At 62.9% G+C, this 12,182-nt stretch carries 21 protein-coding genes; 1 reads left to right on the top strand and 20 read right to left on the bottom strand.

Annotated elements, in window-relative coordinates:
* Together dsbD and cutA are read right to left on the bottom strand one after the other, a co-directional pair.
* The coding region (gene dsbD / locus KDH83_RS13315) for a protein-disulfide reductase DsbD (RefSeq protein ID WP_249205083.1) at positions 1-1,634 on the bottom strand (1,634 nt) is incomplete at its 3' end.
* Positions 1,635-1,651: 17 nt separating this feature from the next.
* Complete coding sequence (gene cutA, locus KDH83_RS13310) at positions 1,652-1,999, bottom strand: divalent-cation tolerance protein CutA (protein ID WP_212316378.1); 348 nt, start codon at positions 1,997-1,999, stop codon at positions 1,652-1,654.
* 127 nt (positions 2,000-2,126) lie between these two features.
* On the opposite strand from cutA, the gene KDH83_RS13305 reads away from it, so the two are divergent.
* The gene (locus KDH83_RS13305) at positions 2,127-2,579 is read left to right on the top strand and encodes an HIT family protein (protein ID WP_212316376.1); all 453 of its coding nucleotides are present in this window, start codon (positions 2,127-2,129) and stop codon (positions 2,577-2,579) included.
* Between the two features lie 82 nt (positions 2,580-2,661).
* On the opposite strand, the gene rplQ is transcribed toward KDH83_RS13305, so the two are convergent.
* From rplQ to rplN, 18 genes are all read right to left on the bottom strand, one after another.
* Positions 2,662-3,057: a 50S ribosomal protein L17 gene (rplQ, locus tag KDH83_RS13300; RefSeq protein ID WP_103271717.1), complete on the bottom strand. Its 396-nt coding sequence runs from the start codon at positions 3,055-3,057 to the stop codon at positions 2,662-2,664.
* A 184-nt stretch (positions 3,058-3,241) separates the two neighbouring features.
* Positions 3,242-4,228, bottom strand: coding sequence for a DNA-directed RNA polymerase subunit alpha (gene rpoA / locus KDH83_RS13295; RefSeq protein ID WP_006216514.1), 987 nt, complete (start codon positions 4,226-4,228; stop codon positions 3,242-3,244).
* A 219-nt stretch (positions 4,229-4,447) separates the two neighbouring features.
* Positions 4,448-5,071 carry a 30S ribosomal protein S4 gene (gene rpsD, locus KDH83_RS13290; protein ID WP_212316374.1) on the bottom strand — a complete coding sequence of 208 codons (624 nt, stop codon included), beginning with the start codon at positions 5,069-5,071 and terminating at the stop codon, positions 4,448-4,450.
* Between the two features lie 11 nt (positions 5,072-5,082).
* Complete coding sequence (gene rpsK / locus KDH83_RS13285) at positions 5,083-5,484, bottom strand: 30S ribosomal protein S11 (RefSeq protein ID WP_006216516.1); 402 nt, start codon at positions 5,482-5,484, stop codon at positions 5,083-5,085.
* Between the two features lie 15 nt (positions 5,485-5,499).
* Positions 5,500-5,865, bottom strand: a complete 366-nt coding sequence (gene rpsM, locus KDH83_RS13280) for a 30S ribosomal protein S13 (RefSeq protein WP_103271719.1) — start codon at positions 5,863-5,865, stop codon at positions 5,500-5,502.
* 43 nt (positions 5,866-5,908) lie between these two features.
* Entirely contained in the window at positions 5,909-6,022 is a 114-nt protein-coding gene (gene rpmJ, locus KDH83_RS13275; protein WP_003806928.1) for a 50S ribosomal protein L36, read from the bottom strand.
* A 34-nt stretch (positions 6,023-6,056) separates the two neighbouring features.
* The gene (gene infA / locus KDH83_RS13270) at positions 6,057-6,275 is read right to left on the bottom strand and encodes a translation initiation factor IF-1 (RefSeq protein ID WP_003806927.1); all 219 of its coding nucleotides are present in this window, start codon (positions 6,273-6,275) and stop codon (positions 6,057-6,059) included.
* 8 nt (positions 6,276-6,283) lie between these two features.
* Positions 6,284-7,609, bottom strand: coding sequence for a preprotein translocase subunit SecY (gene secY / locus KDH83_RS13265; RefSeq protein ID WP_103271720.1), 1,326 nt, complete (start codon positions 7,607-7,609; stop codon positions 6,284-6,286).
* A gap of 14 nt (positions 7,610-7,623) precedes the next feature.
* Complete coding sequence (gene rplO / locus KDH83_RS13260) at positions 7,624-8,064, bottom strand: 50S ribosomal protein L15 (protein WP_103271721.1); 441 nt, start codon at positions 8,062-8,064, stop codon at positions 7,624-7,626.
* A gap of 9 nt (positions 8,065-8,073) precedes the next feature.
* Positions 8,074-8,259, bottom strand: coding sequence for a 50S ribosomal protein L30 (gene rpmD, locus KDH83_RS13255; RefSeq protein ID WP_006216520.1), 186 nt, complete (start codon positions 8,257-8,259; stop codon positions 8,074-8,076).
* A gap of 3 nt (positions 8,260-8,262) precedes the next feature.
* A complete protein-coding gene (gene rpsE / locus KDH83_RS13250) occupies positions 8,263-8,784 on the bottom strand; it encodes a 30S ribosomal protein S5 (protein WP_006389628.1) in 522 nt (173 codons plus the stop codon).
* A 15-nt stretch (positions 8,785-8,799) separates the two neighbouring features.
* A complete protein-coding gene (rplR, locus tag KDH83_RS13245; RefSeq protein ID WP_212316366.1) occupies positions 8,800-9,165 on the bottom strand; it encodes a 50S ribosomal protein L18 in 366 nt (121 codons plus the stop codon).
* Positions 9,166-9,186: 21 nt separating this feature from the next.
* On the bottom strand, positions 9,187-9,720 hold the full coding sequence (gene rplF, locus KDH83_RS13240; RefSeq protein WP_103271723.1) for a 50S ribosomal protein L6: 534 nt from the start codon (positions 9,718-9,720) through the stop codon (positions 9,187-9,189).
* Between the two features lie 12 nt (positions 9,721-9,732).
* The gene (gene rpsH / locus KDH83_RS13235; RefSeq protein WP_103271724.1) at positions 9,733-10,128 is read right to left on the bottom strand and encodes a 30S ribosomal protein S8; all 396 of its coding nucleotides are present in this window, start codon (positions 10,126-10,128) and stop codon (positions 9,733-9,735) included.
* A gap of 10 nt (positions 10,129-10,138) precedes the next feature.
* A complete protein-coding gene (gene rpsN, locus KDH83_RS13230; RefSeq protein WP_006227037.1) occupies positions 10,139-10,444 on the bottom strand; it encodes a 30S ribosomal protein S14 in 306 nt (101 codons plus the stop codon).
* 12 nt (positions 10,445-10,456) lie between these two features.
* Positions 10,457-10,996, bottom strand: coding sequence for a 50S ribosomal protein L5 (gene rplE, locus KDH83_RS13225; protein ID WP_006216529.1), 540 nt, complete (start codon positions 10,994-10,996; stop codon positions 10,457-10,459).
* A 12-nt stretch (positions 10,997-11,008) separates the two neighbouring features.
* A complete protein-coding gene (rplX, locus tag KDH83_RS13220; RefSeq protein ID WP_103271726.1) occupies positions 11,009-11,329 on the bottom strand; it encodes a 50S ribosomal protein L24 in 321 nt (106 codons plus the stop codon).
* Between the two features lie 11 nt (positions 11,330-11,340).
* Positions 11,341-11,709 (bottom strand): 50S ribosomal protein L14, encoded by a 369-nt coding sequence (gene rplN, locus KDH83_RS13215; RefSeq protein ID WP_006216531.1) that lies wholly within the window; start codon positions 11,707-11,709, stop codon positions 11,341-11,343.
* Positions 11,710-12,182 lie beyond the last annotated feature (473 nt).

Genomic DNA, 12,182 nt, shown 5'->3' with positions numbered 1-12,182 from the left:
GACACGCACCAGTCGGCATAGAAATCCAGCATCACCGGCTGGCGGCTCTGCGCCAGCGCGGCATCCAGCTCGGCGATGGTGCGCACGCGCTTGAAGTGCGCCTCGCCAGCGGCCGCCGCGCCCGGCGTGGCGACGTTGCCGCCGCCCGCTGCCAGATGACCCAGCGGCTGCAGCACGTCGCGGCCGCCGCTCGCGGCGCCGACCAGCCAGGCCGCCGCGGCCAGCGCCAGCAGCAGGCCCAGGCCCTTGCCGAACATGCGGCCCGCGCCAGCGCCGGCCGGCAGCGCATCGAAGGCGCGCAGCATCACGGCGGCCACGATGGCCAGGAAGGCCCAGCCCGTCATCTGCACCCAGGTCGGCACCACCGGGATCAGCATCCACCACGCCGTTGCCAGCAACAGCATGCCGAACAGGCGCTTGACGCCGTCCATCCACGGGCCGGCCTTGGGCAGCAGCGCGCCCGACGAGGCGCCCACGATCAGCAGCGGCACGCCCATGCCCCAGGCCATCGCGAACAGGGCGGAACCGCCCAGCACCACGTCGCCGGTCTGCGAGATGTACAGCAGCGCGCCGGCCAGCGGCGCGGCCACGCAAGGCCCGACGATCAGGGCCGACAACGCGCCCATCAGCAGCGCGCCGGTGTAGCGCCCGCCCGGAATGCGCGACGAGCGCTCCGACAGACGTGCCTGGATGCCGGAGGGCATCTGGAACGTGAACACGTCGAACATGGCCAGCGCCAGCACCGCCAGCAACGCGGCGAACAGGCTCAGGATCCAGGGCGTCTGCAGCCAGGCGGCCAGGCCCGCGCCGCTCAGGCCGGCGGCCACGCCCAGCGCGGTGTACACGACGGACATGCCCAGCACATAGGTGGCGGCCAGGCCCAGCCCGCGTCCGCGCGCGGGCTTGGCGCCGGGCGCCGTGCCGCCCACCACGATGGACGACAGGATCGGGATCATCGGCAGCACGCAGGGCGTGAAGGCCAGCAGCAGGCCCAGCACCAGGAACACGCCGGCGGTCTTGGCCCAGCCCAGTCCGCCCAGCGCGTCGGCCAGCCCGGTGTCGCCCGCGCTCAGCAGGCCGCCCAGGCCGCTGGCGGATGAGCCGCCCGATGCCGCCGCGCCAGCCCCGGCCAGCGCGCCGCCCGCGACGGCGTAGCCGCCCTGCACGGGGGTCAGCTTCACGCTGTGGTCCATGGGCGGATAGCACAGGCCGGCGTCGGCGCAGCCTTGCGAGGTGGCGGTCAGCGTGAAGGCCTGGCCGCCAGGTTGCACTGGCACGCGCACGATCACGTCCTGGTGGTAGACCTCCATGTCCTTCTCGAACGTGGGGTCGTACTTCACCTCGCCCTTCGGATAGACGGCCTCGCCCAGCGTGGCCGCGCCCATCGGGCTGATGGTGATGCCGAAGCGCTCGCGGTACATGTAGTAGCCGGGCGCGACGCGGTAGCGCAGTTCGACGGTGTCCGGCGCGCTCATGGCGGCGCTGAAGACGAAGGCCTTTTCGGGATCCAGGAATTCGGCCTCGGCGCGCGCGGCGGCGTTCCAGCCCAGCCACAGCAGCGCCAGGGCCAGCAGCGCGAACAGCCGCCTGGCAAGATCCGTCCTGGACGGGCGCAGGGCGCGGCCGCCAGCCATACCGGCAAATTGCAACATCAGTCTCTCTTGTTCTGCACGATGGCCGTCTGTTCGCGCACCCAGTCCAGGTAGGGCGCCGCGCCGCCGATCACGGGCAGCACGATGATTTCGGGCACATCGTAGGGATGCATCTGCGCCAGCGCGGCAACGACCGCCGCATGGCGCGCGTAGGTGGTCTTGATGTGGATGGGCACTTCCTCGGCCCCTTCCACCTCGCCTTGCCACATGTAGATGGACAGGCCCGGCGCGCCGAGGTTCACGCAGGCCGCCAGGCCGTCTTCGACCAGCACGTGCGCGATCCGTTTCGCCAACAGCAGGTCGGGCGCATTGCTGATGATCAGCACCACGTCGTCGTCGCGCAACATGCAACCTCCAGGGAATACCCTTGCGGGATGTAACTCGGGGTATTTTATCGATATTGCCGCAGCCGTCCGGCGCCGCCGGATGCCCGTGCCCTCATGCTCGTCTGCTCATGATCAAACAGAGGCCCGCATGTCCGACAATTGCCTGTTCTGCCGCATCGCCCGCCGCGAGATTCCCGCCCACATCCTGCACGAGGATGACCGCCTGCTGGCGTTCCTGGACATCCAGCCGGTGCGGCCCGGCCACACGCTCATCATTCCCAAGCAGCACTATCCCTATTTCGAGGACATGCCGGCGGACCTGGCCGGCCACATCCTGAACCTGGGGCAGAAGCTGGGACGGCACATGAAGCGCCTGTATGGCGTGGACCGGGTGGGCTTTGCCTTCACCGGCATCCACGTGGCACACGCCCACGCCCATGTGATCCCCATGCACGACCCGCAGGACGTGACGTCGACGCAGTACATCGTGCAGAAGGACCTCACCTTCACCATGCCGCCGCAGGCCCCGCAAGAGGAACTGGCCGCGACCGCGGCCCAGCTGCGCGGCGAATTGCACGGCGAGCCGGCGCGCGCCGGCTGAAGGGCGGCGCGAATCGCCGCGCACAAAAAACAAGGGCAGGTCCGAAGACCTGCCCTTGTCGCTTATCGCTACCGCCTACAACTTATTCGGCGGCGCTGTCTTCAGCGGCTTCATCGACTTCCGGACGGTCGACCAGCTCCATGAAAGCCATGGGAGCGTTGTCGCCTTGACGGAAGCCCATCTTCAGCACGCGGGTGTAGCCGCCGTTGCGGTTCGCGTAGCGCGGACCGATTTCGGCGAAGAGCTTCACCACGGCGTCGCGATCGCGCAGACGGGCAAAAGCCAGACGCTTGTTCGCGAGCGTGGGCTCCTTGCCCAGCGTGATCAGGGGTTCGATGACGCGGCGCAATTCTTTCGCCTTCGGCAGCGTGGTCTTGATCGCTTCGTGAGTGATCAGCGAAACGGCCATGTTGCGGAACATGGCAAGACGGTGACTGCTGGTGCGGTTGAGCTTACGCAAGCCATTACCGTGACGCATGATAAGTTTCCTTTGAATCTAAAGACGGCGTTTCCGCCATCGGGTTGCCGGCTCTTCTATCAACCTGCAATCAGGCCGCGGTCCGGTGAAAAACGGTGCATTTTACGACGATTTCGCAAACCGCCCGGCCAACCGGCCGGGCGTTGCGGGCAGCATGCCTTGCGGCGCGCCGCCCGGGTGATGCTTAGGGACGCTCCAGGCCCAGCGGGGGCCAGTTTTCGAGCTTCATGCCCAGCGTCAGGCCGCGTGCGGCCAGCACTTCCTTGATCTCGTTGAGCGACTTGCGGCCCAGGTTCGGGGTCTTGAGCAGTTCGTTCTCGGTACGCTGGATCAGGTCGCCGATGTAGTAGATGTTTTCGGCCTTCAGGCAGTTGGCCGAACGCACGGTCAGTTCCAGGTCGTCGACCGGACGCAGCAGGACCGGGTCGATCTGCGGCGTGCCGCGGACCGGGGCTTCGTAGGAATCGCCAGCACCTTCCAGGGCGGCGAAGACCGAGATCTGGTCCATCAGGATGCGGGCCGACTGGCGCACCGCTTCCTCGGGCGAGATCACGCCGTTGGTTTCGATGTCCAGGACCAGCTTGTCCAGATCGGTGCGCTGTTCCACGCGGGCACTTTCAACGGCGTAGCTGACGCGACGGACCGGGCTGAACGAAGCGTCCAGCACGATGCGGCCGATGGTGTGGGTACGGTCTTCCGACAGCGCGCGCACGTTGCCCGGCACGTAGCCGCGGCCCTTTTCGACCTTGATCTGCATTTCCAGCTTGCCGGCATCCGTCAGGTTGCAGATGGCGTGGCCGGGATTGATGATCTCGACGTCGTGCGGCAGCTCGATGTCGCTGGCCAGCACGGTGCCGGCGCCGGTCTTGCGCAGGACCAGGGTGACTTCGTCGCGGTTGTGCAGCTTGAAGACCACGCCCTTCAGGTTCAGCAGGATGTCGACGACATCTTCGCGAACGCCCGGGATGGTCGAGTATTCGTGCACCACGCCGGTCATCTGCACTTCGGTCGGCGCGTAGCCGGTCATCGAGGACAGCAGGATGCGGCGCAGGGCGTTGCCCAGCGTGTGACCGTAGCCACGCTCGAACGGCTCCATCACGATCTTGGCATGGTGGGTGCCGACCGGTTCGACTTCAATGGAGCGCGGCTTCAGGAAACCTTGAGTGGACATCGATTTTGTTCCTTTTCAATACCCTCGGCTCGTTACACCGATAAGGCTGATGGACAGGGTGAAACTTGAAAAACGGGGCGCGAAGAACGCGGCCCTTTACTACCGCAAAGCCCGCTGCGCCGAAAACGGCGTAGCGGGCTGCTGCGGGACTTGCAGACGTGTCGCAGGGAACCGCCGATGCGCCTGCGAAGGTGGCGCGTGGCGGCTCCAGGCCGGCGATTAACGCGAGTACAGTTCCACGACCATCGATTCGTTGATGTCGCGAGCGACGTCAGCGCGATCGGGGGCCGACTTGAACGTGCCGGTCATCTTGGCGGCGTCGACTTCCACCCACTGGGGGATGCCGATGCTGTTGGCCAGGTCGAGCGATTCCTTGATACGGCCTTGCTTCTTGGCCTTTTCGCGGATCGTGATGACGTCGCCAGCCTTGACCAGCATCGAAGCGATGTCGGCGGTGTGGCCGTTCAGTTCGACGGCGCGGTGGCTCACCAGCTGGCGAGCTTCGGCGCGGGTCGAGCCGAAGCCCATGCGGTAGACGACGTTGTCCAGGCGCGATTCCAGCAGCTGGATCAGCGTTTCGCCGGTGTTGCCACGGCGACGCTCGGCTTCAGCGAAGTACTTGCGGAATTGCTTTTCCAGCACGCCGTACATGCGCTTGAGCTTTTGCTTTTCGCGCAGCTGCAGGCCGTAGTCGGAAGTGCGGGCGCCCGAAGTGCGGCCGTGTTGGCCAGGCTTGGAATCCAGCTTGCACTTGGAATCCAGCGAGCGACGGGCGCTCTTCAGGAACAGGTCAGTACCCTCGCGGCGCGAGAGCTTGCATTTGGGTCCAATATAACGTGCCATGTGGATTCCCTTTAGATACGACGACGCTTCGGCGGACGGCAGCCGTTGTGCGGAACGGGCGTGATGTCGGCGATGCTCGAGATCTTGATGCCCAGCGCGTTCAGGGCGCGGACCGACGATTCACGGCCGGGGCCGGGGCCCTTGATGCGCACTTCCAGCGTCTTGATGCCGTATTCCAGCGCAACGCGGCCAGCCGTTTCAGCGGCGACCTGCGCGGCGAACGGGGTCGACTTACGCGAGCCCTTGAAGCCAGCACCGCCCGACGTGGCCCACGACAGCGCGTTGCCCTGACGGTCGGTGATGGTGATGATGGTGTTGTTGAACGAAGCGTGAACGTGCGCGATGCCGTCCGAGACGTTCTTCTTGACCTTTTTGCGCACGCGCGAAGCGCCGCTGGTGGAAGCTTTCGCCATAATCCAGTTCCTCGATTATTTCTTCAGGGACGCAGCAGCACGACGCGGTCCCTTGCGGGTGCGAGCGTTGGTGCGAGTGCGCTGGCCGCGCACGGGCAGGCCGCGCTTGTGGCGCATGCCGCGGTAGGTTCCCAGGTCGATCAAACGCTTGATCGAGAGCTGCACTTCACGACGCAGGTCGCCTTCAACCGTGAACAAACCAACGTGTTCGCGGACGCGTTCCAGTTCAGCGTCGGTCAGATCCTTGACCTTTTTGTCAAACGGGACGTTCGCCGATTCGCAGATCTTGCGAGCGCGGGTACGACCGATGCCAAAAATGGCGGTCAGGCCGATCTCGGCGTGCTGTTGCGGCGGAATGTTAATGCCAGCAATACGGGCCATGACTGTTCCTTGAATAAATCCGTTGCGTAGTCGCTAACCCGGGTTAGCCTTGACGCTGCTTATGACGCGGGTCGGTGCAGATGACACGCACGACGCCGTGACGTTTGATAACTTTGCAGTTGCGGCAGATCCGCTTAACCGATGCCATTACTTTCATGGTTGACTCCTAATTTTCCGTAATCCGTATCCGCTCACTTGGAGCGGAACACAATCCTGGCCCGCGTCAGGTCATAGGGCGTGAGCTCCACTGTGACCTTGTCACCCGGCAGGATCCGGATGTAATGCATACGCATCTTGCCGGAAATATGGCCCAACACCACGTGGCCGTTTTCGAGCTTGACGCGAAATGTCGCGTTGGGGAGGTTCTCAAGAACCTCGCCTTGCATCTGAATGACGTCGTCCTTGGACATTCTTTTGCTTACCGCATCGGCAAACCCGCGCCCTTGAAGTTAGCCTTCTTGAGCAACGAGTCGTACTGGTGAGACATCATGTAGGCCTGAACCTGCGCCATGAAATCCATCGTCACCACCACAATGATCAGCAGGGACGTACCACCGAAGTAGAAGGGCACATTCCAGCGCATCACCAAGAATTCCGGCAACAGGCACACCAACGTGATGTAGATGGCACCTGCGAGCGTCAAACGCATCAGGATCTTGTCGATGTAGCGCGCCGTTTGTTCACCCGGACGGATGCCCGGAACGAATGCGCCGCTCTTCTTCAGGTTGTCCGCCGTTTCGCGGCTGTTGAACACCAGAGCCGTGTAGAAAAAGCAGAAGAAAATAATCGCGACCGAGTACAGCGTGATGTAGAGCGGTTGACGAGGCGACAGGGCCGCAGCCAGGTCGCTAAGCCAGCGCATGTTCTCGCTGCTGGAAAACCAGCTCGTGATCGTGGCCGGGAACAGGATGATCGACGACGCGAAGATCGGCGGAATCACCCCAGCCATGTTCAGCTTCAAGGGCAGGTGCGAGCTTTGCCCGCCGTAGACCTTGTTGCCGACCTGGCGCTTGGCGTAGTTGACCGTGATCTTGCGCTGTCCGCGTTCCACGAACACCACAAAAGCGGTCACCAGCACCACCAGAGCCACGATGAACAGCGCAGACAGCACAGACATCGAGTTGGTGCGAACCAGATCCAGCAGCGCGGCCAGCGCGGCGGGCAGACCCGCAACGATACCGGCGAAGATCAGGATCGAAATCCCGTTGCCCAGACCGCGTTCCGTGATCTGCTCACCCAGCCACATGACGAACATGGTGCCGGTGACCAGGGTCACGACGGTCGTGAAGCGGAACAGCATGCCCGGATCGATCACCAGTCCCTGCTGGGACTCAAGCGCAACCGAAATGCCCACAGCCTGCACCAGCGCCAGCACGACCGTGCCGTAGCGGGTGTATTGGGTGATCTTCCGACGACCGGCTTCGCCCTCTTTCTTGAGCGCTTCCAGCGACGGCACCACCACAGACATCAGCTGCATGATGATGGATGCCGAAATGTACGGCATGATCCCCAGGGCAAAAATCGAGAAGCGCGAGAGCGCCCCGCCCGAGAACATGTTGAACAGGCCCAGGATCCCGCCCTGGTTCTGGCGGAACAGGTCCGCCAGCGCATCCGGGTTGATGCCCGGCACGGGGATGTGTGTACCCAAACGGTAAACCACCAGGGCGAGCACCAGGAACACGAGGCGGCGCTTTAGGTCGCCGTACCGTGCTCCGGTTTTGCCCAATGCCTGCGCGTTAGCCACTCGTCACCTCGTGATCAGGCAAGCGAGCCGCCCGCGGCTTCGATGGCGGCGCGAGCGCCGGCCGTCGCGGAAATGCCCTTGAGCACAACCTTGCGCGAGATTTCACCCGACTTGATGACCTTGGCGAAACGAACCGCCTGGCCAATCACGCCAGCGGCCTTCAGCACTTGCACGTCGATTTCGTCGACGGGCACGGCTTGCAGTTCCGACAGACGCACTTCGGCGTACAGGTGCTGGCCCAGCGGCGTGAAACCGCGCTTGGGCAGGCGACGCTGCAGCGGCATCTGACCGCCTTCGAAGCCAACCTTATGGAAACCGCCCGAGCGCGACTTCTGACCCTTGTGACCACGGCCGGCGGTCTTACCCAGACCCGAACCGATGCCACGGCCGACGCGGCGCTTGGCGTGCTTGCTGCCCTCAGCGGGCTTCAGCGTATTGAGTTGCATATCCGACATGGTGATTCCTTAGGCTTCCGAGACGGAAACGAGATAATCCACCTTACGGATCATCCCACGCACCTCGGGCGTATCGACCAGCACGCGGCTGCTGTTGATACGGCCCAAGCCCAGACCGCGAACCGTGTCACGGTGCGATTGCTTGGTACCGATCACGGAGCGCACGAGGGTCACTTTGATCTGCTTCTGAGCCATGATTTACCCCAGGATCTCTTCGACGGTCTTGCCGCGCTTGGCAGCAACATCCGCCGGGGTCAGGGAGGCGCGCAGGCCATTCAACGTGGCGCGAACCATGTTGTAGGGGTTGCTCGAGCCCAGGCTCTTGGCAACCACGTTACGCACACCCATCACTTCGAAAATAGCGCGCATCGGGCCGCCGGCGATCACGCCGGTACCTTCAGCAGCGGGCGAAATCAGCACGGTAGCGGCGCCATGCTTGCCGACCACGGTGTGGTGCAGCGTGCCGTTCTTCAGCGCAACCTTGAACATGCCGCGGCGGGCCTGTTCCATCGCCTTCTGGACCGACACCGGCACTTCACGCGCCTTGCCCTTGCCCATGCCGACGCGGCCGTCGCCATCGCCAACCACGGTCAGCGCGGCGAAGCTCATGGTGCGACCACCCTTCACGACCTTGCTGACGCGGTTGACCGCGATCATCTTCTCGCGCAGGCCGTCATCGTTCTCTTTTTCCGCGGCGTTCTTGCCTTGTACTTTAGCCATTTGACAGATCCTCGCTTAGAACTTCAGGCCGGCTTCACGCGCGGCGTCGGCCAGCGCTTTCACGCGGCCATGGTAACGAAAGCCCGAGCGATCGAAAGCGACCAGTTCGATACCGGCAGCCTTGGCCTTTTCGGCCACGCGCTTGCCAACCAGCGTGGCGGCGGCCTTGTTGCCGCCTTGGCCGGTTTGGCCAGCCAGCTGCGCACGCACTTCGGCTTCCACCGTCGAGGCGCTGACCAGAACGCGATCGCCTTCCGGCGAAATGATGTTGGCGTAGATGTGCTGGTTCGAGCGGAAAATCGAGAGGCGATGAACGCGCAGCTCGGTGATCTTCCGGCGGGTCGGAACCGCACGACGCAAACGGGAAACTTTTTTGTCCATGATTCGTCCTTGCGTGCGCCGTTATTTCTTCTTGGTTTCTTTGATGACGACGCGTTCGTCCGAGTAACGCACGCCCTTGCCCTTGTAGGGTTCGGGTTCGCGGTACGCGCGGAGTTCAGCGGCCACCTGGCCGACGACCTGCTTGTTGGAGCCCTTGATGACGATTTCCGTCTGGGTGGGGCATTCGGCCTTGATGCCGGCCGGCAACTTGTGCAGAACGTCGTGCGAGAAACCGAGCTGCAGCTTAACGGCGTCGCCTTGGATCGAGGCGCGGTAACCCACGCCCACCAGGGTCAGCTTGCGCTCGAAGCCCTTGCTCACGCCGTTGACCATGTTGGCCACCAGCGCGCGCACGGTACCCGACATGGCGTTGGCGTGGCGGGTTTCGTTGGCGGCGACAAACGTCAGCTTGCCGTTGTCCAACGCGACCGCGACGTCGCCAGTCAGGGCTTGGGTCAAGGTGCCCAGCGGGCCCTTGACGGTGATCTGATCCTGCTGGATGCTGGCTTCAACACCCTTCGGCAGTTCGACCGGATATTTAGCGATACGTGACATTCGAATTTCTCCTTAGGCCACGTAGCACAGCACTTCGCCGCCGACGCCATTGGCGCGGGCCTTGCGGTCCGTCATGACGCCACGCGAGGTCGACACGATAGCCACGCCCAGGCCGTTCATGACCTGAGGAATGCTGGTGCGGCCCTTGTAGATGCGCAGGCCGGGACGCGAAACGCGTTCGATGCGCTCGATGACCGGACGGCCAGCGTAGTACTTCAGGGTGATCTCGAGCTCAGGCTTGGCCTGGGTGCCCTTGACTTCGAAGCCGTCGATGTAGCCCTCGTCCTTCAGCACGCCGGCGATAGCCGCCTTCAGCTTCGAGGAGGGCATGCTCACCGTAACTTTGTCCACTTGCTGCGCATTGCGAATGCGGGTCAGCATATCGGCGATGGGATCGCTCATGCTCATATTCTTTCTCCTACCAGCTGGCCTTGGTGATGCCGGGGATTTCACCCTTCATCGCCATTTCACGCAGTTTGTGGCGGGTCAGGCCGAACTTGCGGAACACGCCGCGCGGACGACCGGTGACCACGCAACGGTTACGTTGACGCGTCGGGTTGGCATTGCGCGGCAGCTGTTGCAGCTTGAGCCGAGCTTGGTAACGTTCTTCGTCGGTCTTCGACTGGTCGTCGATGATCGACTTCAACTCAGCGCGCTTGGCGGCGAACTTGTCAGCCAGCTTGGCGCGCTTGATGTCGCGATTGATGAGGGAAAGTTTAGCCACGTCATCAGCCCCTTAGTTACGGAACGGGAAGCTGAAGGCGGTCAGCAGCGCCTTGGCTTCTTCGTCGGTCTTCGCGGAAGTGGTGATGCTGATGTTCAGCCCACGCAGCGCGTCGATCTTGTCGTACTCGATTTCGGGGAAAATGATCTGCTCTTTCACCCCGATGTTGTAGTTGCCACGGCCGTCGAACGCGCGACCCGAGATACCGCGGAAGTCGCGCACGCGAGGCAGCGCAACCGCCACCAGGCGATCCAGGAATTCGTACATGCGTTGACCGCGCAGCGTGACCATGCAACCGATCGGGTAGTTTTCGCGGATCTTGAAGCCGGCGATAGCCTTCTTGGTCTTCGTCACCACGGGCTTTTGGCCAGCGATCTTGGTCAGGTCCGAGACGGCGTGCTCGATAACTTTCTTATCGGAGACCGCTTCCGAGACACCCATGTTCAGGGTGATCTTGGTGATGCGGGGCACTTCCATCACGCTCTTGTAGCCAAACTTGGCTTGCAGGTCGCCAGCGACCTTGCTCTTGTAGAAATCTTGCAAACGAGACATGTCTGTCGCCCCTTACGCCTTGGCGCCGACAACGGCACCATTGGAACGGAACACGCGGACCTTGCGACCGTCGACTTCTTGGACGCCAACGCGATCGCCACGGCCGGTGGCCGGGTTGAACAGCGCGACGTTCGAGATGTGGATCGGCATGGTCTTTTCGACGATTCCGCCCGGGTTGTTGGCCATCGGGTTGGCTTTCATGTGCTTCTTGACGACGTTGACGCCTTCGACCAGGACGTGGTCGGCATCGACGCGGGCCAGCACGGTGCCGCGACGCTTCTTGTCGCGACCGGTCAGGACGATGACTTCGTCGCCTTTACGGATGTTGTTCATCGCGGGGCTCCTTACAGCACTTCCGGGGCCAGCGACACGATCTTCATGAACTTCTCGGTACGCAGTTCACGCGTAACGGGTCCGAAGATGCGGGTGCCGATGGGCTCCAGCTTGGCGTTGAGCAACACGGCGGCATTGCCACCGAAACGGATCAGCGAACCGTCCTTACGGCGCACGCCCTTGGCGGTACGAACCACCACGGCATTGTAAATTTCGCCTTTCTTGACGCGTCCGCGCGGGGCCGCATCCTTGACGCTCACCTTGATGATGTCGCCGATGCCGGCATAACGGCGCTTGGAGCCACCGAGCACCTTAATGCACATGACGTGACGCGCACCAGTGTTATCGGCCACGTCCAGCGTGGTCTGCATTTGGATCATGATTTTTCCTGTTCCAACTTAACTGGAAATACGGTTTTCCCGGGGTTTTCCCCCTAGGAACTCTGCAATTCCTGCCAGTTTTGGTCCCGTCAGGTCAGCCGCCCTGCTTTAGCGCCGAGTTGGCTGTGTTTGCACACTGCACAATCGACGGCTTGCAACGCAACGACCCTGGGTTGAAATCCTGCGGGTATTCCCCCAACACGCCTGACTTGCCTGCTTCGCGTTCCGGCTGGGTCGGTACGACCGGGGCTCATCCCCGAAGTTCCCTTCCTGGCCCTTTTCGCGAAGTTCCTGCCTTTGCGCGCATCGCTCCGTAGCTGTTCGCTACCAGAGCAACGCCCGATATCGAGCCGGCAGGCAAATCGACAATCTGGGAAAGCTGACCATTCTATCGCGCTTGGAATCCGCGTGCAAGTGCTTTGTTGAAATATTGCGCATTCCCCCGGTGGCGCCTGTGGAAAACTAACCACGCC

The sequence above is a fragment of the Achromobacter sp. Marseille-Q0513 genome, assembly GCF_018195695.1.
Lineage (GTDB): Bacteria > Pseudomonadota > Gammaproteobacteria > Burkholderiales > Burkholderiaceae_B > Achromobacter.
Note: the sequence above shows the minus strand (reverse complement) of the source record. Positions and strands in the feature narration are given on the sequence as shown.